The sequence below is a fragment of the Sphingopyxis sp. GW247-27LB genome (assembly GCF_002277025.1).
Taxonomy (GTDB): Bacteria; Pseudomonadota; Alphaproteobacteria; order Sphingomonadales; family Sphingomonadaceae; genus Sphingopyxis.
This window is the reverse complement of sequence record NZ_NIWD01000011.1, coordinates 16011-35432: the sequence shown is the minus strand read 5'-3', so window position 1 is coordinate 35432 and position 19422 is coordinate 16011. Positions and strand designations below refer to the sequence as shown.

Sequence of the window (19422 nt, the reverse complement as noted above, 5' to 3'; positions counted from 1 at the left end):
AACGGGAGAAAGAACATCGTCAGATATTGGATAGCCAATTTGCCGCCGGCGAGTGTCAGCTATCGAGGGCTCGTGTCCCGAAAGCCGCCTGACCGGAATCGGCCAGAGTTTCCCTATATCGGTCACGAAATGCTCGGCCCGCTACGCTGCCGCCCGAACGTCCAGCTTATGCCGCCGTCGCGCATGATGCCCGACACGGTCTTGCCGATATGCCGTTCCATCACCGGACGCCACGGAACCAGAACAAAATCGCGCGACCGCTCGACCAGGGCTTGCCGCCCGCTCGTCATATCGACGGCGCGGACCAACCGGCCCTGTATCGGCTCCTGCGGGCGGGCTTCGGCGAAGGGCTTGCCGATCTCGCCCGATAGCTGGTCCGCTACGCGGAGCAATTCGCGGCGCTGTAGGGAAGCGAGCATGTTGCGGCGATAGACGGTTCGCCCGTCCTGTTCATCGGCAAGCTGCTCGGCGACCAGCCATTGCCGTCGCAAGGTCTGCGCGGCGCGAACCTCGCGCCCGAAACCGGCATCGCGAAGCGGCGCCGGATTATCGGCAACCAATTCCCGGTCGAGCCATGTCGCGGCCTCGGCCCCCGGCAGCTTGTCGAGCGGCACGGCCGACAGCGTTTCGACGGTGACGGGACGGTCGCGAAGCTGGCGCGCCTCGAACTGCTCCACCTTGTCCAGATGATCGAGCGTGATGATCCAGCTCCCATCGGGTTCGCGTTCGACGCTGCGGGTCACGCGGCGCATGGCTTCGAGCCTGCGGACATGAGTTTCTGCAAACCGCTCGCTCGCGGTCGGGTCGTGCCGCAAATGCGCGTCGATCGTGTAGCGCCCGCCATTGGCGGCGGCGACCTCGGCAATGGTGCGATCGACGGGACGAACGCCGCCGCCGCTGCGCGGTCCGATCTCGATGATCGCGTCTTTGGGGATCGGGCTGACGGCATAGCCGTTGCCGATCTCGACATAATGACTGCGGCCGTCGATCGCCTCGACGATGACATAATGGCGGTCGGCATATTCGTCCGACAGGCCGCGCTCGACGACGCGCCCGACAAGCGGGCGAGCATCGGCCGCGGTCGGGTCATAGATGACCTGATCGACCAGCGCGGGCGCGCTCCCGCGCGCCGCATAGGCGCGCTGCATGGTGCGGATAATATCGCCCCGCTCGCCCATGCGGCGGAGCGTGTCGGCAAGATCGGGGGCGAGCCGCCAATGCGCCGTGCCGTGCCGCGTCGCCAGCCCGAGACGTTCCAGCTTCTTGAGCCGCCCCATGCGAAGTGCCTGATCGAACGCCCCGCGCGCGCCCGAACTGACAAGAATATCCTTGTCGGCCTCGCGGAGCATCGCGCGGTCGATGCTGGTCAACCGCTCCTGATCTACCTCGGCGCGAAGCCGCTGCTCGATGGCATGGTCGGTGCGGGGGCCAAGGTCGAGGTCGACCAACTCGCAAGCGCGCTCGCGCAGGCCGTGGCTGATATAGTCGCGTGCAATGACAAGATCGGCGCCGCGCTCGTCCTTCCCGCGCACGATGATATGGGTATGCGGGTGGCCGGTATTGTAGTGATCGACCGCGACCCAATCGAGCTTCGTTCCCAAGTCCTCTTCGACGCGCTGCATGAGGCGCCGGGTCAGCGGCTTTAGGTCGTCATATTCCATGCCGTCCTCGGCGCTGACGATGAAACGGAATTGGTGGCGATCGTCCTTCGCAGGTTCGAGCCAGGCATTGCGGTCCACCGCGTCGCTGTCCGCGCTATAGAGTTGCCCGCGTCCGCCCTCGCGCGTCGTGCCGTCGCGCTCGACGTAGCGCAGATGGGCCTTGGCGACCTCGAAGCCGTTGCCGCCCAGCTTGACGGTGCGAACCTTGACGATCACGCGGCGCTGGCGAAACGCGGCGAAACGGTCGCGCGATGACAGGACGCGGCCGACGCCCGCCCCGCGCCCGATGCGGCTGCCGGTGAACGCCGACTGCCGCGCACGATCGGGTGCGCCGCCGCGCGCCAGATTGGCGGCGGCGATGACGCGCGAGAGAAACTTGCGCGGGCGGAGCTTCTGGCCCTTGTCGCCAATGCGGCCAAGCCGCGGTTCAAAATCATCTTCGGTGGACATGGGCGGCGTCCATTTGGGGAGAGGAAGCGCGATCATGGGCGCGGCCCGGACATATGAAAATCGGTGCCGCCGGATATGGCGGAAAACCGCCGATTTTCGGCCCCTTGGCACTGTCGCCAGCAGGGCGGCACTGTTCTCTTCTGCCTAAAAACGATGTGCAGACAAATAGTTACGGCAACCGGGGGTGCCGTAGCTTTATATCTTGCCATAGCTCCCTATCGGTCCCCCCTGCCGTTTCCTGCCTCCACCATGCCCCGAATCCTGCCAATCCGTGCGGCCCCGCCGCGCGGATTTCCGACATGAAAAATGCGCGCGAAGCGCGCCATAAATCGCTTTCCTTGCGTCCTGAAACCAGCGCCGAAAGCGTGCGCCAGGGCATCGGGAAAGAGTCATTTTGTGCGTGTTTCACGCGCACAAAAAAAGCCGCGCGCCATGCGTAGCGCGCGGCCCTGATTAGGGATGACGGGGACGAAAAGAGCGGGCGGCGGGCTTGCCGTCGCCCGCTCAATCTTACGCCGCTTCGCGCTCCGGCTGCGACGCTGCGGGCTTCCTGCGCTTCGGCTTCTTGGGCGCGGGCAAGGCGACGACCGCGCCGGGATCGGCCGGCTTCGGCGCAAGTTCGGCGCGCGCCGCTGCGACCAGCGCGGCCTTTTCGACTGTGCCGACGCCGCCGCGCGCCGTGTAGGCGGCGGGCGGGAACGCCAGCCATTTCGGCGTCCAGCCCTCAACCTTCGCGCGTCCGTTCGCGCCGTCCAGATGGTCGCGGACGATGCGCTTCATCGTCGCGGCCTTCTCGTTTGCATTCGCCGCCGCGACGGTATCGCCCGCGACCTCCGCGACGATCTGCGTCAAGACCTCGCGGTCGCGAACGCACTCGAAAAAGGCGTCGTCGGCCTGCCAATAGCGGGCCATATCGACGCCGATTTCGCCGCCGACGGCCTCGACCGCCGCGCTGCCGACCGCCAGCGTTTCGCCCATGACGATCATAAGCACGTCCATGACGGCGCGCTCCGGCAATTCGAGCAAGCGAAGGAACAAGGCGACAAGACCGCTTTCGTCGCCGCGCCCGGTGTCGAATTGGGCAACCACTATTTTGCGCTCCGGGTCGAAGCCGAGCAATGCGAGAACGGCGCGGCGCTTGGCGTCAAACTCCGTTTCACCTTTGCACGTCTCAAAGGACTCGCGCACCGCATCATTATTCGCGCGCTGCCAGTCGTGTCGAAGATTCCAGAGCGACGAACCAATGACGGCATGGGCGACCATAAGTCGCAACGCGACCTTGGGATGGCGGGTCAGCGCCGCGCGCGCGGCGGCATGGCGGTGCAGGTCGATATAGTTTTGCATCGTCCCCGTTATCTCCGGTCGCGGCGCTTTCAGCCCGGTATCGACCGCTTCACCCTTGGCGATCTTCTTCGCCTCCTTCTCGGTGACATAGCCCTCGTGAAACTCGACCTCGCCGTTCGGATGGGCCTTGATATAGACGCGCCCGCCCTTCTGCTTGCCAGCCTTGGCGAACTCGTAGGACCGAAATATCTCACCGGGCGGAATGATGACAACATCGCTCCATCCCGCGTCCAGATAGGCATCGCGGCGCGCGTCGATGGCCGCGTTCTGCGCGGTCCAAAAGTCCCGCACGTCCGCGAAATAGCTGTCCTCGTCGAACAGGTCGGGCTTGATGCCCTTGATGTTCTCGGTGTCGAACAGAGCGTTTTTGACGGGGATGCACGCGCCGCCGAACAGCCATTCCTTGAGTTGGCGGCCCCTCGGCGTCCATTGCTTCGGGTCGTTGAACAGCGCCAGCCATACCGTTTGCTGCTTCCTGCTCGCCAAGGTCAGGTGTTGGATAGACGCGCGGTCGATCTTGTCGGCGCGATAGAGATTGCGGATGCGCGGCAAGAGATTGCCGAGCGCAAGGCTGCGCGCCACCATCAATTCGGGGATGCCGAACGTCTCCGCAATGTCGGCCGTATCGCGGCCTTCCCTGACCAGCTTCGCGAAGGTTTCCCAGCGCGTCACCTCGTCGGGGTCGAGCCGCTGGAAGTTCTCGATCATCGACGCCTCGATGGCGGCGGCGTCGTCGCCTTCCTCGAGGATGGCGCACGGCAAGGGGCCGTGGTCGATGCCTTCGGCAAGAACATTGCCGTTGGCTATCCAGCGCCGCCGACCGCCGACGATGCCTTGCCGGTCATCATTATGGTCATGGACGGCGGGCCGGACGACAAGCGGAATCAGGACGCCGCGCTTGCGAATGGACGGCTGAATGTCGGACACGTCCGGCGCTTTGCGTCCATAGTGCATGTTCGTTTTGTCGACGAACAGCTTGTCATGTTCGATAAATGCGAGTTTCATGGTCGTCACCTTTCATAAGGTGCCGGTCCGTCGATTTTTGCGAGTGGGCGGACCGGCTTAGGGATGCGGCGAGACGCGCCGCGCGTTATCCGCCCGATGGCGGAATCTCGTCGTCATTCCCCGCGCTGGCGAGGCGATTCAGTAAGGTTTCGGCGGCGCTGATCGAACCGGCGCGGCGCGACCATGCCGCCCATGTCGAAAGCCTGTGGCCGGTCTGGAAATCCAGATCGCGCTCAATGCCAAGGCCGAACGGCAAGCGGACACTGGCAATCTCGTTGAGGCTGAAATAGCCAAGTTCCGGGGTGCCGAAACCAAGGTCCGCGAGGCCGAAAAGCGTATCGTCATCCTCCTGCAATTCGGTCGCGAGCCACGTCGCCGCGCCGCATGGATTGAAGAATTTGACGAGCGGCGGGGGGTCGGGTTCGGTCTGTCCGCCGATGACGGCGGCTCGGCGCGCGTCGTTGTTGGCGCGCAAGGCGCGGTGAAGGTCGGGGGTCAAGAGCATCATGCCGCCTCCCTCCGTTCCTCGCCCTCACGAAAGGCGAGGATATAATCGGCGGCCTTGGTCGCCTGACTGGTGGCGCGGAAAATGGCGCGCTTGTCCTCGCGCAAAATGTCGAGCCAAAAGCCGAGATAATCGGCGTGGCGCACGGTCGGGACCAAGCCGATGTTCGCGCCGATGAAGGCGGCGGAAATTTCCGCGATTAGTTCCTCGCGCGCATATTCGGGCGAGCCGAAACGGCCTTTCGCTTCGCGGTTCAGCCGCTTCTCGCCGCCTGTCCAGTGCGCCAGTTCGTGAAAGGCGGTATCGTAAAAATCATTCGCATCGCGGAAGGCCGACAGCGGCGGCACCTGCACATAATCTTGCGACGGCACATAGAAGGCGTCGTTACCGCCAATCCGAAAATCTGCGCCGGTCGCCTTTATCAGCGCCTCGGCTTCGGGAATGATTTCGGGCAGCGGGCGCGGCGCGGGGTCGCCCGCGATCTTCTCGGGCAAGCCTTCGCATTGCGCGACGTTGAACACGGTGAAGCATTTGAGGAAATGAATGGCGCTCGGTTCCTCGCCGTTTTCGGCGGCGCGGACCTTCTCGCCATCGGGAACGAAGGTGTCGGCATAGACGACGAGCGTTCCCTTCTCGCCCTTCTTGACGTTGCCGCCCGCGTTCAAGGCTTGGCGGAAGGTCAACCAGCCCGCGACGGAATAGCCGCGCTCCATCGCGGCCGACCAAAGCAAGAGGATGTTCACGCCGGAATAGCGGCGTCCGGTCACGGCGTTGCGGGGCATGGTCGGGGCGGCGTCCCAGGGCTGCACCCAAGGGAAGCGGCCTTGTTCCAGTTCTGCGATGATCTTGGCGGTAACATCGGCGTAAAGGTCGCGCGGGTTCCCGCCGCCGCGCGCACGGCGCGTCGTTCCCTTCGTCATGGCGAAGGCTCCTTCTCGAATGTGGGGGACTATCGGGGGAGCGGCGCGCTCCCCCTCAAGTCAGTCAGGCGGCCTCGCGCTCCGGCTCGACCGGGGCGAGTGTCTTGGGCTTGCGCTGGCGCTTGGGCGCGGGGGGTTGCGGAAGCTCGACGACCTCCGCACCGCTGCGATGATCGCCGGGCAGGTTGCGAACCACGTTCCAGACGTTGGGATTCTCGCGCGACCGCAACAGGCGAATCTTCACATGGCCCGACTGGCCGCTCTCGATATAGCCGCTCAAATAAACCTCGCCGGTTTCCTGCGCGGCATCCTCCCAGAGCGAGCCGAGTTTGAAGGGGCGATTGATCGGCGTCGGGGTCATAAGGTCGAAGCGCGGCTTGCTCCCTTCCTTCACCTCGGCCTTCACGATGTAAACATGGCCGAAGCCATAGGTGGGCTCGGCAATGAAGCCGTTCACGCTGCCGTTATCTTTGCGAATGAATTTACCGATATTCATATCCTTCACTCCATCTAGTCGATTTCTGTTCAAGTAAGTCCGCCGTCCAGCGGCATTTATACTTATATAAGACTAGAAGGATTGACCCTAGAACATTGATTTCTTGACACAATTCCATCGTGCCTGGTGGGTCGGAGCAAGAAAAGGGCCGCGACCAGCGGCCCCGGAGAACAACAAAAACGCATCGGCCGCGAGTAGCGGCCGATCCATTCCGACAGGGAGAAGGAGCTGGAGGCTGGTCGTTTCCCATCGCACCCGGAGCCGTCGTCGCAAGTCCCCAGTGCCGTGCGCATTTCTTGGCGACAAGAGGCACGGTCGATGGGTTTAGCGCAGACTGGCAAAATGGGGGCGGCGCTTCTCAAGGAGAAGCAAAAGCCGCCGCCCCCATTTTGCCTGTCGGAGCTTCCCAGCGACGCAACTCCTTGTCGCCGAAAATGCGTGTGGCACGCCAGGGACGCTGCGAGACGGCGTAGGGTGCGATGGAAACGAACTGGCTCTAGATCCCCATCGCGCGCCGCGCGCGCGATTCAATAGCGTAGCTGCCCCCGTCAGGGGATTGTCGCCCGGATGGGGCGAGACGCGCAGCGGCTCGACGGAGCTTGGCGACGAAGGAGCCTAGCGCAGCAAAGCCCCGGTGGCCCGGTTTGCCGGGACAGACGCCGCAATCTGCTGCGCTTCTGGCCGCGGGCGAAACCCATCCCGGCCCTCCATCGTCGGTAGTCGCGACCGCGCTAGCGCCTAATTATGTGGGCAACGGCCGCTCATACCAAGGCCGGGTCTTCTTCACGAGTGCGACGACCGAAAGCATCACCGGCACCTCGACCAGCACGCCGACGACGGTGGCGAGCGCGGCGCCAGATCCGAGTCCGAACAGGCTGATCGCGGCGGCGACGGCCAGCTCGAAGAAGTTGGACGCGCCGATCAGCGCGGCGGGTGCGGCGACACACCAAGCGACGCCGAAGCGGCGGCTCAGCCAATAGGCCAGCCCGGCATTGAAATAGACCTGTATGAGGATCGGCACGGCGATGAGCGCGATAACCAGCGGATGCGCGATGATCGCCTCGCCCTGGAATCCGAACAGCAAAATGAGCGTAGTGAGGAGCGCGATAAGAGACACCGGACCGAGTGGGGCAAGCAGCCGATCGAGCGCAGGCTGTCCGCCTCGGCCCAGCAGCGCGCGCCGGATGAACTGCGCGGCGATCACCGGCACGACGATGTAGAGCAGGACCGAGATGAGCAGCGTGTCCCACGGCACGGTAATCGACGCGACCCCGAGCAGCAGCGCGACGAGCGGCGCGAATGCGAACACCATGATGATGTCATTGAGCGCGACCTGGCTCAGCGTGTAGTTGGGCTCGCCGTCGCACAGGTTGGACCACACGAACACCATCGCGGTGCAGGGCGCGGCGGCGAGCAGGATGAGGCCGGCGATATAGGAGCCGATCTCGGCGTCGGGCAGCCAGGGGCGGAACAGATAGCCGAGGAAGAAGGTGCCGAGCAGCGCCATCGAAAACGGCTTCACCGCCCAGTTGATGAAGAGCGTGACGCCGACGCCCTTCCAGTGCCGGCGCACCGATCCCAGCGCACCGAGGTCGATCTTGAGCAGCATCGGCACGATCATCAGCCAGATGAGCAGCGCGACGACGATGTTCACGCGCGCAACCTCGGCCGACGCGATGAAGGCGAACAGGCCCGGCAGCGCGTAGCCGAGCATAATACCGACGGCGATGCACGCCGCGACCCAAAGGCTCAGATAGCGTTCGAAGGTGCCGATCGCCGGCTTCGGCGCCACGGCCGCGTCGCTCACGCGACGTCGCCGCGTCGGCTGCTCGCGCCTTCGGTCTGACCGATCTCGCGAACATGGGCCTTCAAGGCCATCGCGTCGAGTTGGTTGAACGGCAGCGCCAGGAACAGCTTGATGCGGTTCTCGAGATAGCGCAGCGCGGTGACGAAGGCGCGTTCGCGCTCGATATCGTTGCCCTCGACATGGCTCGGGTCTTCGATGCCCCAATGCGCGGTCATCGGGTGTCCGGGCCAGATCGGACACGTCTCGCCAGCGGCATCGTCGCAGACGGTGAACACGAAATCCATCGCCGGCGCGTCGGGCTTCGAGAACTCCTCCCAGCTCTTCGAACGCAGGCCTTCGGTCGGATAGCCGATGCGGGTGAGGAACTGCAGCACGTCGGGGTTGACTGCGCCCTTGGGGAAACTGCCCGCGGAATAGCCGCGGAACCGGCCTTCGCCGAGCTTGTTCATCGCGCTCTCGGCGAGGATCGAGCGGGCGGAGTTGCCGGTGCAGAGGAACAGGATGTTGAAGACGCGGTCGGTCATTGAGCGGCTCCGGGCTGGCAGCACGCGGCCCTAGTGACGACATCGGCGAGCGGCGCGCAGATCTCCGGGGCGCCGCCGCAGCAATCCTCCATCAGGAATCCGAGCAGGTCGGTCATGGCGGCATAATCGGCGGTATAGATGATCGAGCGGCCCTCGCGCCGCGAAGAGACGAGCCCGGCGTGACCGAGGATGTTCAAATTGCCAGAGAGGGTCTGCGGCACATGGCCCGCCGCGCGCGCGATGTCGCCGGAAGCCATGCCGTCGGCGCCGGCGCGAACGAGCAGTCGGAACACCTCAAGACGTCCCGGATGCGCGAGAGCCGAGAGCGAGGCGACGGCGGCGTTCGCGTCCATCAGCAGCACGCCTGCTTCGCTGCGGGCGCGTCGGCGGGGACGCAGCAGGCGGCGACAGGCTCCGGCAATAGCTCGTCCTCACCATAGCTGGTCGCTTCGCCGAAATTGAAGAAGGTTTCCCAGCGAACGCCCGCGGGATCGCGGACCCAGCTCTTATCCGACTGCGCATAGCAGCAGGTGGTCGCTTCCTGATCGAACGTGTCCGCCCCGGCGGCCTTGAGCCGGCCTGCAAGCTCGCCGAGTTCGTCGGCGCTATCGACCTGGATACCGATATGGTCGATGCCGGTCGCCCGCGCACGCTCGGAGATCGCGAAGTTGACCTTGGGATCGTCGAGCATCCATTTGGCGTAATCGTCCTTCACGACGACAGGCGCGGCGCCGAACAGCGTCTCGTAAAAGGGAATCGACGCGCCAAGATCGGGCACGCTAACGTGCAGATGGATACGCTTCATGAGGTGGCTCCTGATAACGACTCGATGATATTACGGGTATATCCGTATTATAATTGAGTCAAGGGGCGCGAGCAGACGCGCCCCGCCCGGCGCAGCAAAGCCGCAGTCGCCCGGCTTGCCGGGAAACACAACCTGCACACATAACCCCGCGCAGCGCCCCGTTTGAAATCCGGCCCGTTATGGCGCAATATCGCTTCGCAGATGGAGACGATGAATGGCGGTTTCGGACACTCTTTTCGACGCGATCGAGGAAATCAGGGACACGCTCGCCAGCCATCCCCGCATGTATGGCGCGGTTCGCCCGCAAATCGAGACGTTGCTTGCCGACATGGAACGGGTGCGCCTGCTGCTCGATACGCCGCCGCCGAGCGATCCGGGCGGCGTCGCCGCCAACCCCGGCTGACAACGGCCCGAGCGTCCTTCAACCCGAGATTCTATCCCGCTTCGCCTTCTGTCCTTTGGAGAGCGACGCCATGAGCTGCACCGTCATTTCGAGGCCGACGCGCCGCGCGATCCCGGACAGATTGGTCCGCGCGCGGGTATGCCGGACATATTCGCGCTCACCGTCGCGGTCGGTATAGGCGAGCGGATCGCGTAGCCCGTTCCAATAATCCTCGAACGGGCCGCGGTCGCCGTCGCTCATCGCGAAGAGGATGGCGAGCGCCAAGCGCACGTCCATGCCCGGCTCGAAGGCATCGGGTCCGGTGTCGTCGATGACATTGTAAAGCACCGCCAGCGCGAGCCAGCGGAGCCGCGACGATCGCAGGCGCATAGGTCAGCCGCGCGAAGCCCGGCGCTAGAGCGGCAAGGCCGGCTGCTCGGCCGCGGGCGCGCCCACGTCGCCGGCCTTGATCGCCTCGACGATGACGCGGGCCAGTTCGTGCGCGGCGTCCGTGCGAAGATGCGGCTTGGACTCGGTGATGCCAAGACGCGCCCAACCGGGCGCGGCGAGGATGGTGTCGGCGATTCGACTCGGGTTTATCTGTGCCATAGCGGCAATGAGAACATAGAGAGAACATTAGATCAAGAGGACCGCGACGGGTCGAGCCGTAGCGCAGCGTCGGGCCGCTTCCAGAGAAAGTTTCGCTCTGATCGTTTTGAGCGCCGCGCCTGCGCGCGATACAAGGAGACACCGCCGTAATATCCGCCGATTCAATCGAACGGAATTGCCTGACATGACGGCGGTAACGCACCTTGGCAAAATCAGTCAGAACAGGTGCAACGCCGATGAATGGAACGTCCGATGCACGCCTATCTGCATATCTACCTCCCAATTCTAGCCGCGGTCTCGGGTGCCGGTCTCGGCATTGCAGCGATCATTCGGGCGACGTGCGACGGCGCGGCGACGATTATCCGGGCACGCCGCGGTGACGCACCATATAGTGATCGGATGTCCACCCTACATGATCGTTATCGATCGCTTTTGCGGCACCGGCGCACTGGCAATGGGAGCAAGGCAAGCTGAGTTTGATGCAACGACCGTCACCGCACTATCAGACAGGCTCAATGGCCGTTGTGCTCAGTATAGATGTGCCTGCGCGTCACATCATAATAGACATAGGTGCGATCCCCGCATTCGGTGCATCCCGAAAAGGAAAACAGATCATCACCTTCGCTCGGGGTCAGAAACAATACCCATGCCGGCACTCCGTCGCCACGATCCCCCAGTGGCTGCCAGCGAAGGATGGCGCCGGATGCCACATCCGTGACCAGCAGCGCGGCGCCGCGGGGATCGTCGGACGCGCAACCTTCGAAGACCACGCTTTGAGCGAGCAATTTCCGCCCATCAGGCGTCATCGCATCGACGCGCCAGCGGACCTGCCCACGATAGGCGTCAATTTCAGACTGGGTGACACGATCGATACCGACATAGGTATCGATCTGCACAGGCTCGAGAGTGCAAACCTCATAGGGGTAGTAGATCAACGTCTCGGCAAGATAGTCGGATAGCCGCTTGACCGTGACTGGACCTGCGGCGGTACCGAGAATCCGCGCGTTTATCGCGCCGTCCCACCATGCTGTCCCCCGTTCGGCACGCACAAAAACACTGGGCGCCGCTTGAACTGAGGCACTCGCCGCGAGAAGCAAGACCGCCAGGATCATACGCATCATCGACACCCCTTCCCCCACGGCTGGATAGGTAGCGAAACGCGTAGATGCAATGCGCGTTTCTGCTTCAGCGGCGAATGACGAAGATCTTCCCTGCGGTTTCCCGCTCTTTCATTTCGGCGGCCTGGTCTCCACCCACTCGACCGAATGCCGGTCGCGCGCGACACGCGCGATCCCGTCGCTTAAGCTGCATATGGTGGAGCAGAGCCGATCCCACGGGCAAGCGCGGAGACGCCATTTTGACGTGCCAACAGCTCTTTTACCTCTCCCTGCGATATTATCGCACATGAAGCCGCGCCACCAAGCCTATCAGCCGTCGCAACTCCAGCGCCATCGTCGCTATGGTGCACGGCGGAGCTTGTCTGTCGGCGGCATGTTCGCGCTTGCCGCAATGATCGGTGCAGTCGCGGGAGCTGGCTGGGGAAGCACGAGCCCCGAGCAAAGGGCCACATTTCTCGACACGGCTCAGGACGCGGTCGTCGCAGCGGGGTTTGCGCGCAACCGCGCACCGCAGGATGGCGATTATTGGCGCCGCTGCGACGATGCGCGCGCTGCCGGCTCGGCACCTATTTACCGCGGCGAACCGGGCTATCGCGAGGGGCTCGATCGCGATAATGACGGGATCGCGTGCGAGCCCTATTCCTATTAGCCGTTTTGAGCGTCCATCCGATGGTCGTTTGCTCCATATTGGTAGCGAATTTCGCGAAGCCCATTAGGATTTTCCTGCATTGTCCTATAGGAGGGCTATGGTTCTTGGGGGGATTTGATGAAGATGTCGGTGCGCGCCGTCGCATGCCTGATTGCGGCCTTCACGCTGAGCACGCCTGCCATGGCGAAATATGTGTCGGCCGAGATTCTCAATTGCCGCGCGGGACCCAATGCGTCCGAGACGATCATCACAAAACTTAATCGAGGCCAAAGCGTCGAGGTGCGCGAGACAAGCGGAACCTGGTCGCGGCTCAGCGCGCCGAGCTGCTGGGTACTGACCCGCTATTTGTCCGAGGCCTATGTCTCGTCATCGGTGCGCTCCACCCCGTCGAGCCTTTACGGTTCGACACGCGCATCCAGTGCGAAGAAGCCCAAAGCGTCGAAGCGCAGCAGCAGTTTTCAGTCGGGCTGCCCGTGCAGTGGCAGCAAGGTCTGCATCGGTCCGCGCGGCGGCCGCTATTGCATCACGAGTGGCGGAAACAAGCGCTACGGCGTCTAAGCGCCACGGCATCTTCAAACTAGGGATGCGGGCGGGTTCGTTTGCCGGGAACCGGCAAGCTCGTGCCCGCCGGACCATAATCGCCTGCTATGGCAACACGCTTGAGCGGCGTTGCGCCGATCTCTAATGCCCGCTCGATCGCAAACTCGTCGCCTGCTTCGGTGAGCCGCTCGCGCAGGCGACTGATATCGCCGCACCATAAGGTTTCAGCGTCGCGGTCGCGCCCACGATCGGGCCCGACGCCATTCGCTTCAAACGCTACCGCGCGCATCTGGATCCGCTCGGCCGATTGTCCGCCCCCGCGTACCTCCATCCCATAGCCGGGACGCGCCGGGTTGGAGAGCAGCAATGCACCATCGGCCGCCCAGGCTGCCGACATCTCCTCGCGCACTTCATATCCCATCCCGGCCAGAGCTTCGAGCACGGCGGCACGCCGCCCCTGAGCGGCGCGCGCGGCGCGCCATTGGTCCAGCGCCACCCGAACCTCAATCGCACGCCGCTCCGCATCGGCAGCATCGAGCTGGTCTATGTCATTGTTCCACTGCGCGACGGCGAGTCCGGCGGCCTCTGCTTCGGCGAGGAGCCCCGAAAGATCAACGATAGCGCGGCGATGCTTTCTCGCCGTCTCAAGCGTGCGCCGCACGTCGCCGGCGAGCGCGTCGAGAAGCAGCGAACGCTGTCCATCTTCGGCTGTCGCCGCTGTGTCGAGCCGCGCCCGCCAATCATCGCTGGCCGCGCTTGGCATGAGGAGTGCGATCTCCGAAATATGCGTATCGAGCCGTTCGATCTCGGGGTCTTTCTCGTTCGTCTCTGTCGCGCCACGCCAGTCAGCTAAGTTTTGCCGTATGATGCCTTCGCCGAGACGCGCAGCTTGCTCACGATCAGCGGCGCTTCTCTCGCTCTTGTAGCCAAGCGCCTTTAAGGCCACCGCGATCGCAGTCGTATCGCCGGCCTCGAGGTCTTTGCGTAGATCGACATCGATAAGCTCACCCGCCGCCCCGAGCGCGGCGAGCAGGCTCTGGCCAGCCTCTTTCTGTCGGCGCCCGCGTGACCTTCCGGCCGCTTCGCGTGCCGCAATGTCAGCGAGGCGTTTGTCGATATCGTCCCGTAGGAACGCCTCTTCGAGAGGCGCTTCCTTTTGCAGTTCGAGGAAGCGATCGGCGGCGATATGCGCCGCGAGCGCGTCGCGGCGACGCAGCGCCGCAGCGAGCGCCGGTTCATCGAGGCAGTCGTTGCGCTCACCAATCCGACGCCACGCGGCGAGCGCCGCGTCGACGCGCGCGAGCTGGCCCTCGCAAATCGTGAGAATCTCCTCGCGCGTTACGATGCGAACGACTTTGGGCCCGCTCATGCTGCGGCCCCCATCGCATGGGTGATCGCCCGGCGGAGCCGCCCGCGCTCGAAGTCGGGCTCGTCGAACCAGCGGTGCGACGAGATGCGGTGGATGACCGGAATGGAGCGTTTGAGAATTTGCGATCGCCAGATTTCGCGGGCGCGGGCGGTCTCGAGGAGCGCGTGCCGCGGGGCATCGCATTCGATTGCGATCCCATAAAGCCCGGTTCTCGGATCCTCGATCGCGAAGTCGAGGCCAAAGGCGCCGATATCGTGTACGCGAACCGGCTCCCAGCCGAGCGCGCGAATTTCTTCGGCGACCAGCGTCTCGAACCCCTCTTGTGCAAAATGGCGTGTCCTATCCTCCGCGCTTCCATCCGGCGTCAATCGCCGGAGAAGCGCCTCAGCGCCTAGCTGGTCGCCGTCGGAGAGCAGCCGCGCATATTCGAAATAGGCCTGCAGATAGTCGCGCGGGCTTCCCGCCTGTCGGCGCGTCGAGAGGAAATCCGAAATCTGCGTGATCGGCATCGACGTAACGAGAATCACTTTCTGGCGGGCGCGGGTGACGGCAACATTGAGGCGCCTCTCCCCACCGGTTTGGCCGAGTACGCCGAAGGCGCGGCGGAAAGTACCCTGCGTGTTGCGTCCGAAGGTCGAGGAAAAGATCATGATGTCGCGTTCATCACCCTGCACGTTTTCGACATTCTTGACGAAAAAGCCGACATCTTCTCCGCTTTCGATACGATCTCGTTCACGGGTCAGAGCGTCCCGGAACGCGAGGTCGCTTTCGGCCAACTCGTCGATAATCTCATCGATCAGATCGGCCTGCTTGCGGTTGAAAGTGACGACGCCGATCGTCGGCGGACGGCTTCCACCCATGCGCCACTGATCGCGTAGAATCTCGGCAACGCGGTGCGCTTCATCGGCATTGGTTTGGTCTTCGTATATGCCATCGACACGAACGACCTCGATCGGCCGCTGGCGTAAAATTTCCTCGGCGGGGTGGCGGGCCGGGACGCTCAGGCGGTTCGCGTAAAATGCCGCGTTCGAAAATTCGACCAGTTCGCGATAAACCGAACGATAATGAATCTGAAGCGTTCGGGCGGGGAGCGACGATTTGGCGAGCTGAAGCAGGTCGGGACAATCCTTGATTTCGCGACGATTCCAGCTTTCATCGACTTCAGCGCGTTCGGCTTCGTCGAGGTCCTCGTCCTGTGCGTGGCCCTCGAATATCTCGGCCTCGTCATTTTCGACACGGCTCGCGAAAAAGGCGGTCGGGGGCATCTGTTTCTCGTCGCCGCTGACGACCATGCGTTGCGCGCGGTAAAGCGTCGGCAGCGCATATTCGATCGGGATCTGCGAGGCCTCGTCGTAGATCACCGTATCGAACAGCGCCTTGCGCAGCGGAAGCAAGCGGCTCGCGACATCAGGATTGACCAGCCACACCGGACGCAGCTTCATCAATCCGAGATCAGCGCCAAGCTCGACAAATTCGCGCAAGCGCCGCGCGCGCTGCCCGCGCAGACGTGTGACATTCTCCCAATCGCGCCGCGACGCAATGGCTTGGCTGTCGACGCCATGGACAAGCATCTCCTTGTTGAGCTCGCGCATTTTGCGATCCGCTTCCGCGAGGCTTTGGACCTTGGCTTCCAGTTCGTCGGCTTCGAGCAACAGTACAGGCGATGCCATCTCGAGCCTCCCCTTCCAGGCCAGTCGTGCCTCAGCCGCGATGATCCGGCGCACTGCAGGCTCGAGATGCACAATCGGGAGCAGCTCCAGTTCACCGCGAATGCGCGAAAGCTCGCTAAAACAGGCCATGATTTCAGCTTCTAGCTGGGGAACCCGTGCTCGAAAGCGCTGATAGGGTCCCACATGTTTCGCCTCATCCGCCAGCGGCGCGATCCGGACCATATTGGAACGGTCGGCGTCCACCGCTTCACCGCAGGCGGCGAGCCAATCACCCTCAATCCAGGGTTCGAGACGCGCAAGCGCCGTGTGGCTTGCGGTACGCGCTGCATGGCGCGCCAGCCCCTGATCGATGCCCTCGATCAGATCCTCGACCGCGCCGCGTGTCGCCGCACGCGCCATCGCGAGGGCGATCGGCGGTTCGGGATAGGATTCGAGGCGCGCAACCAGCGCCTCGCCCGCAGCAAGCCGCGCTTGCATCGTGCGGAGTGCGGCAATCAGTTCGTCGACCCGCGCCGCCGTGAAGCCGCCCGCCGGCTCCCCGGCGTCGGCGAGAAGCGCGACCAGCCGTTCGCGTAGCGGCCGAACATTGCATTCGCGGTGCAAGGCACGTCGCAAATTGTCGGCATCGGCAATGCCCTCAGCCGCAAGAAAGGCACGCTGTCTGCGGTAAGCAAGCCAGCGTCCTGGCGACAGCCGCTCCCAAAAGCCTGGCCGTGCTGCGAGACGGTCGGCGACTGTGCGTCGTTCTTCCAGATCCTCATCGTCGAGATCGAGCACCGGACGCAAAGCCTCGCTGGGCGTATCGTCGGGCGCAAGCGAGAGCAATGCTGCCTCGATCTGCGCAAGCTCGCGCTGCCACGGTGTCATACCGGGGCCTCGCGTTGAAACGCCGCCGAGCGGCGCGAGCCAGCGGGCAAGGCGAGCGCGGTCGGCGTCGTCGAGACCGAGCAACGCTGCGCCATGCTCACGCGACCAGTCGCGATAGGGTTCAGGATCGACAATGAGCAGGGCATTGGGCGTGCGCTCGATCACTGCGAGGCGCTCGTCATCTATCTCGGCAAACGCCTCAAGATCGGACTGAAAGGACGCCACGGTCGCGTCATCGTGCGCAAAAGGCCGCGTGATCGCCAGCGGACTGTCTTCATAGCGCGCGGGGAGCCAGATTCGCGCAAGCGGGCCGCAAATCTCCTCGATCGTTGCAACCGCGCCGGGATCGAGAGGAGCCAACAGATGACGCAAGGATGGAAGCGATAGAAGCTCACCTTCGGCGGCGATAGCGATGAGCTGGCCAAGGATCGCCCGGAAGCTAAGGCCGGTCGCTTCGTCAGTCCGGTGAAGTGCGCGATGGTGGCGATCAAGCTCGCCTTCGAGACTCTCGATGCGCGCCGCGAACTGCGTCCGCTGCTGGGTCGGGAGCGTCAACCAGGGCGGACGGGAGTAGAGATCTTCAATCTGTTCGCGAATCATCCGGATGACGTTTTCGCGGTCGCGATTGACGTCATTGATCATCACGATGCGCTTGCCGAGGCCGGCGGCCTCGAGGCGCTTGTGAACCACCTCGAGCGCGGTCTGCTTCTGGCAGACGACGAGCAGGCTGCGCCCGGTGCCGATCGCGTCAGCAACCATATTGACGATTGTCTGGCTCTTGCCGGTACCCGGCGGGCCCTCGACCACGAGCCCACGACCGAGCCGTGCTTCGAGCACCGCGGTCTCCTGCGAGGGATCGCTATCAGAGGTAAAATAGCGCTCGGCCTCGCGGGGCCGCACGCTTTCGGGCCGAACGACCTCCTCACCGACGCGCAGTGCTGTTTCGAGCCCGGTACCAGACGGCGGGACGGCCTTTAGCTGGCGCAGATCTTCCATCACCGCCTGACCAAAGAAGCCGAGATGGAATAGCGCAGCCGAGCAGAAGAGCCGGTCTTCACCCGCCACTGCACGAATATCTTTCGACGGCAAGGGTTGCAGAACTTCACTTTCGACGGTGCCGAATGCGGCGAATGCTTCCATCACCTCGGCAGTGGTTACCGAAGCCCGGCCAAGCAGCGCGTCGGCTGCTTCTTTCCAGTTCTGCGCGGTATCGACGCCGAGGAGCGTATCGAATGCTGGGTTCAGACGCACCTCTTCGCGGTCGCGATCGAACTGCAGGCTGACGGTCGCTCGCGCGCCCACCGCAGGATTAAGTCGTACCGGCCAGAGAAGCACAGGAGCGATACGCGGACGAGCATTCGGCTTTGCTTCCTGCATGACGAGAAAAGGAAAGCCCATGTATAGCCCGTCGATGCCGGTGTCGCGGCGATAGAGGGTCGCATGGCTGTGGAGCGTGCGAAGTCGCCGTTCGATGCGCGGCTCAGCCATGAAAGGCGCCGGGTCGAGGCTGATCGGCTGCTCATTGCGTAGTAGAAGATGGTCGAGGGTCGATGCGGCGGTCCGCCGTTCGCTATCGACTTCGACAAGGTCGAGCCGCGACGTGGTTTTGCCAATCACCATCCGGGTCAGCGGCCCGCGCATGATCGCACCCGTGATCCGGCGGGCGTAAAATTCGAGCAGCGTCGCGACATATTGCTGGCGCGCAGGCTTCTGCCATGCTTCCTCGGGCACCGACATCAGCGCGAGTGCCTGCACGATCGGCAGGCGGCGCTCGATCCGGAAACGATCCGCCCACTCATCGACGCGTTCGAGATCGCAGCGTGCAAAGCCTTCGAGGCGGGCCTCGATCGCGACGTTCAAATCCCGCCGACTGCGGCCAAGCCATTGTTCGGCGCCAGCGCGGTCGAATGGACTGACCGCGGCGCGGAACGCGACCTTGGACGCTTCGTCGATTATCGCTTCGGCGGTACGGAATTGATGCACCGAAGCGCTCAGCAGAAGAATATAGTCTTCCTCGGCGGTAATGCGCCGTTCGATGATAGCCAGCAGTCCGGGGTGTTCGGTATCAGCGAGGATCCTCCGTCGCTCCTCCCATATGGCGGCAAGCCGGCTCTTGGAGGTGGATAGGATGTTGGCGCGCAATAGACTTTCGTCGAGTTCGACCTCGAGCTGGCGCGCGCGCTCGCGCACTTGCGTTTCGCGGCGTTTGAGCCGCGCGAGCCAGAGCTCGCTGTCCTCGCGCTCGAGAAGGTCCGGGATCGGTCCGGTAACCAGCGTATAGCCTTCGTCGGGATGATCGAGAAGCCAGCCAGGCGTCACAATCTCGCCGCGCACGACGAGCGGCATCGCCGGATTGAGCGTCTTGAGCGTCAGCGCCAGTCGCATATCTTCGCTTGCGCCCTCAAGCTCGGCATAGGCGCGCACCTGCCGGCGGAGTTCGACCGCGAGGCCGGCATCTTCCATCCAGGTCAGAAGTTCGCCACCACGCAGCAAACGCGAGGCTTCGTCCCAATCACCGGGCTGCGCCGCAGCAAGAGCAAAGCGCGGCGCGCTCGCATAGCGCGCATTGCCGAGCGCGATCATCCGCCGCCCGGTGGTCGGCTCTGGACCCGCTTCAATTTCCGCCACCGGCGGCATGTCGCCGTCAAGCCAGCGACGCACTTCGTCCCATCCCCAGCGCTGGCGGCGATCGACCGCTAGC

19 protein-coding genes are annotated in these 19422 nt (G+C 63.8%); 5 read left to right on the top strand and 14 right to left on the bottom strand.

The window, feature by feature from the left end:
* Positions 1-122: 122 nt before the first annotated feature.
* On the bottom strand, positions 123-2111 hold the full coding sequence (rlxS, locus tag CD928_RS16095; RefSeq protein WP_095388273.1) for a relaxase/mobilization nuclease RlxS: 1989 nt from the start codon (positions 2109-2111) through the stop codon (positions 123-125).
* A gap of 299 nt (positions 2112-2410) precedes the next feature.
* Between rlxS and CD928_RS23445 the strand changes: the two genes are divergently transcribed.
* Positions 2411-2551 (top strand): hypothetical protein, encoded by a 141-nt coding sequence (locus CD928_RS23445; protein WP_176473610.1) that lies wholly within the window; start codon positions 2411-2413, stop codon positions 2549-2551.
* Positions 2552-2621: 70 nt separating this feature from the next.
* On the opposite strand, the gene CD928_RS16090 is transcribed toward CD928_RS23445, so the two are convergent.
* The 8 genes from CD928_RS16090 to CD928_RS16055 form a co-directional block, all read right to left on the bottom strand.
* Positions 2622-4460 carry a ParB N-terminal domain-containing protein gene (locus CD928_RS16090; protein WP_095388137.1) on the bottom strand — a complete coding sequence of 613 codons (1839 nt, stop codon included), beginning with the start codon at positions 4458-4460 and terminating at the stop codon, positions 2622-2624.
* Positions 4461-4545: 85 nt separating this feature from the next.
* Entirely contained in the window at positions 4546-4968 is a 423-nt protein-coding gene (locus CD928_RS16085) for a DUF2958 domain-containing protein (RefSeq protein WP_095388136.1), read from the bottom strand.
* Entirely contained in the window at positions 4965-5885 is a 921-nt protein-coding gene (locus CD928_RS16080) for an ArdC family protein (RefSeq protein ID WP_141237173.1), read from the bottom strand. The genes CD928_RS16085 and CD928_RS16080 overlap by 4 nt, the downstream gene beginning before the upstream one ends.
* Before the next feature lie 64 nt (positions 5886-5949).
* The gene (locus CD928_RS16075) at positions 5950-6381 is read right to left on the bottom strand and encodes a DUF736 family protein (protein WP_095388135.1); all 432 of its coding nucleotides are present in this window, start codon (positions 6379-6381) and stop codon (positions 5950-5952) included.
* A gap of 742 nt (positions 6382-7123) precedes the next feature.
* Entirely contained in the window at positions 7124-8188 is a 1065-nt protein-coding gene (gene arsB / locus CD928_RS16070) for an ACR3 family arsenite efflux transporter (RefSeq protein ID WP_095388134.1), read from the bottom strand.
* The gene (locus CD928_RS16065) at positions 8185-8712 is read right to left on the bottom strand and encodes an arsenate reductase ArsC (protein ID WP_095388133.1); all 528 of its coding nucleotides are present in this window, start codon (positions 8710-8712) and stop codon (positions 8185-8187) included. Before CD928_RS16065 ends, arsB begins: the two co-directional genes overlap by 4 nt.
* The gene (locus CD928_RS16060) at positions 8709-9065 is read right to left on the bottom strand and encodes a helix-turn-helix transcriptional regulator (RefSeq protein ID WP_095388132.1); all 357 of its coding nucleotides are present in this window, start codon (positions 9063-9065) and stop codon (positions 8709-8711) included. The genes CD928_RS16065 and CD928_RS16060 overlap by 4 nt, the downstream gene beginning before the upstream one ends.
* Positions 9065-9517, bottom strand: a complete 453-nt coding sequence (locus tag CD928_RS16055) for an ArsI/CadI family heavy metal resistance metalloenzyme (protein WP_095388131.1) — start codon at positions 9515-9517, stop codon at positions 9065-9067. The genes CD928_RS16060 and CD928_RS16055 overlap by 1 nt, the downstream gene beginning before the upstream one ends.
* A 214-nt stretch (positions 9518-9731) precedes the next feature.
* On the opposite strand from CD928_RS16055, the gene CD928_RS16050 reads away from it, so the two are divergent.
* On the top strand, positions 9732-9920 hold the full coding sequence (locus tag CD928_RS16050; protein WP_095388130.1) for a hypothetical protein: 189 nt from the start codon (positions 9732-9734) through the stop codon (positions 9918-9920).
* Between the two features lie 18 nt (positions 9921-9938).
* On the opposite strand, the gene CD928_RS16045 is transcribed toward CD928_RS16050, so the two are convergent.
* From CD928_RS16045 to CD928_RS16035, 3 genes are all read right to left on the bottom strand, one after another.
* A complete protein-coding gene (locus CD928_RS16045; RefSeq protein WP_095388129.1) occupies positions 9939-10289 on the bottom strand; it encodes a hypothetical protein in 351 nt (116 codons plus the stop codon).
* Between the two features lie 24 nt (positions 10290-10313).
* The gene (locus CD928_RS16040; RefSeq protein WP_095388128.1) at positions 10314-10508 is read right to left on the bottom strand and encodes a DUF6771 family protein; all 195 of its coding nucleotides are present in this window, start codon (positions 10506-10508) and stop codon (positions 10314-10316) included.
* A gap of 512 nt (positions 10509-11020) precedes the next feature.
* Positions 11021-11629, bottom strand: a complete 609-nt coding sequence (locus tag CD928_RS16035; RefSeq protein WP_095388127.1) for a hypothetical protein — start codon at positions 11627-11629, stop codon at positions 11021-11023.
* Positions 11630-11678: 49 nt separating this feature from the next.
* On the opposite strand from CD928_RS16035, the gene CD928_RS23870 reads away from it, so the two are divergent.
* Together CD928_RS23870 and CD928_RS16025 are read left to right on the top strand one after the other, a co-directional pair.
* Positions 11679-12275: an excalibur calcium-binding domain-containing protein gene (locus tag CD928_RS23870; RefSeq protein ID WP_095388126.1), complete on the top strand. Its 597-nt coding sequence runs from the start codon at positions 11679-11681 to the stop codon at positions 12273-12275.
* A gap of 117 nt (positions 12276-12392) precedes the next feature.
* The gene (locus tag CD928_RS16025) at positions 12393-12833 is read left to right on the top strand and encodes an SH3 domain-containing protein (RefSeq protein ID WP_095388125.1); all 441 of its coding nucleotides are present in this window, start codon (positions 12393-12395) and stop codon (positions 12831-12833) included.
* A gap of 19 nt (positions 12834-12852) precedes the next feature.
* Here the strand turns inward: CD928_RS16025 and CD928_RS16020 are convergent, their stop codons facing one another.
* Complete coding sequence (locus CD928_RS16020; protein WP_095388124.1) at positions 12853-14184, bottom strand: hypothetical protein; 1332 nt, start codon at positions 14182-14184, stop codon at positions 12853-12855.
* On the bottom strand, positions 14181-19067 hold the full coding sequence (locus CD928_RS16015; protein WP_255247212.1) for an AAA domain-containing protein: 4887 nt from the start codon (positions 19065-19067) through the stop codon (positions 14181-14183). Before CD928_RS16015 ends, CD928_RS16020 begins: the two co-directional genes overlap by 4 nt.
* Here CD928_RS16015 and CD928_RS23865 point away from each other — a divergent pair.
* Positions 19014-19421 carry a hypothetical protein gene (locus tag CD928_RS23865; RefSeq protein WP_255247211.1) on the top strand — a complete coding sequence of 136 codons (408 nt, stop codon included), beginning with the start codon at positions 19014-19016 and terminating at the stop codon, positions 19419-19421. The two genes, CD928_RS16015 and CD928_RS23865, sit on opposite strands and share 54 nt — an antisense overlap.
* Position 19422 lies beyond the last annotated feature (1 nt).

Bases quoted from the DNA above. Each gene is read 5' to 3' on its own strand.
- CD928_RS23445 (WP_176473610.1), top strand. From the start codon at position 2,411: ATGAAAAATGCGCGCGAAGCGCGCCATAAATCGCTTTCCTTGCGTCCT.
- CD928_RS16085 (WP_095388136.1), bottom strand. From the start codon at position 4,968: ATGATGCTCTTGACCCCCGACCTTCACCGCGCCTTGCGCGCCAACAAC.
- CD928_RS23865 (WP_255247211.1), top strand. From the start codon at position 19,014: ATGATCGAGAAGCCAGCCAGGCGTCACAATCTCGCCGCGCACGACGAG.
- CD928_RS16080 (WP_141237173.1), bottom strand. From the start codon at position 5,885: ATGACGAAGGGAACGACGCGCCGTGCGCGCGGCGGCGGGAACCCGCGC.
- CD928_RS16050 (WP_095388130.1), top strand. From the start codon at position 9,732: ATGGCGGTTTCGGACACTCTTTTCGACGCGATCGAGGAAATCAGGGAC.
- rlxS (WP_095388273.1), bottom strand. From the start codon at position 2,111: ATGTCCACCGAAGATGATTTTGAACCGCGGCTTGGCCGCATTGGCGAC.
- CD928_RS16040 (WP_095388128.1), bottom strand. From the start codon at position 10,508: ATGGCACAGATAAACCCGAGTCGAATCGCCGACACCATCCTCGCCGCG.
- CD928_RS16090 (WP_095388137.1), bottom strand. From the start codon at position 4,460: ATGAAACTCGCATTTATCGAACATGACAAGCTGTTCGTCGACAAAACG.
- CD928_RS16045 (WP_095388129.1), bottom strand. From the start codon at position 10,289: ATGCGCCTGCGATCGTCGCGGCTCCGCTGGCTCGCGCTGGCGGTGCTT.
- CD928_RS16020 (WP_095388124.1), bottom strand. From the start codon at position 14,184: ATGAGCGGGCCCAAAGTCGTTCGCATCGTAACGCGCGAGGAGATTCTC.
- CD928_RS23870 (WP_095388126.1), top strand. From the start codon at position 11,679: ATGCGCGTTTCTGCTTCAGCGGCGAATGACGAAGATCTTCCCTGCGGT.
- CD928_RS16060 (WP_095388132.1), bottom strand. From the start codon at position 9,065: ATGGACGCGAACGCCGCCGTCGCCTCGCTCTCGGCTCTCGCGCATCCG.
- CD928_RS16075 (WP_095388135.1), bottom strand. From the start codon at position 6,381: ATGAATATCGGTAAATTCATTCGCAAAGATAACGGCAGCGTGAACGGC.
- CD928_RS16015 (WP_255247212.1), bottom strand. From the start codon at position 19,067: ATGCCGCTCGTCGTGCGCGGCGAGATTGTGACGCCTGGCTGGCTTCTC.
- CD928_RS16055 (WP_095388131.1), bottom strand. From the start codon at position 9,517: ATGAAGCGTATCCATCTGCACGTTAGCGTGCCCGATCTTGGCGCGTCG.
- CD928_RS16035 (WP_095388127.1), bottom strand. From the start codon at position 11,629: ATGATGCGTATGATCCTGGCGGTCTTGCTTCTCGCGGCGAGTGCCTCA.
- CD928_RS16025 (WP_095388125.1), top strand. From the start codon at position 12,393: ATGAAGATGTCGGTGCGCGCCGTCGCATGCCTGATTGCGGCCTTCACG.
- CD928_RS16065 (WP_095388133.1), bottom strand. From the start codon at position 8,712: ATGACCGACCGCGTCTTCAACATCCTGTTCCTCTGCACCGGCAACTCC.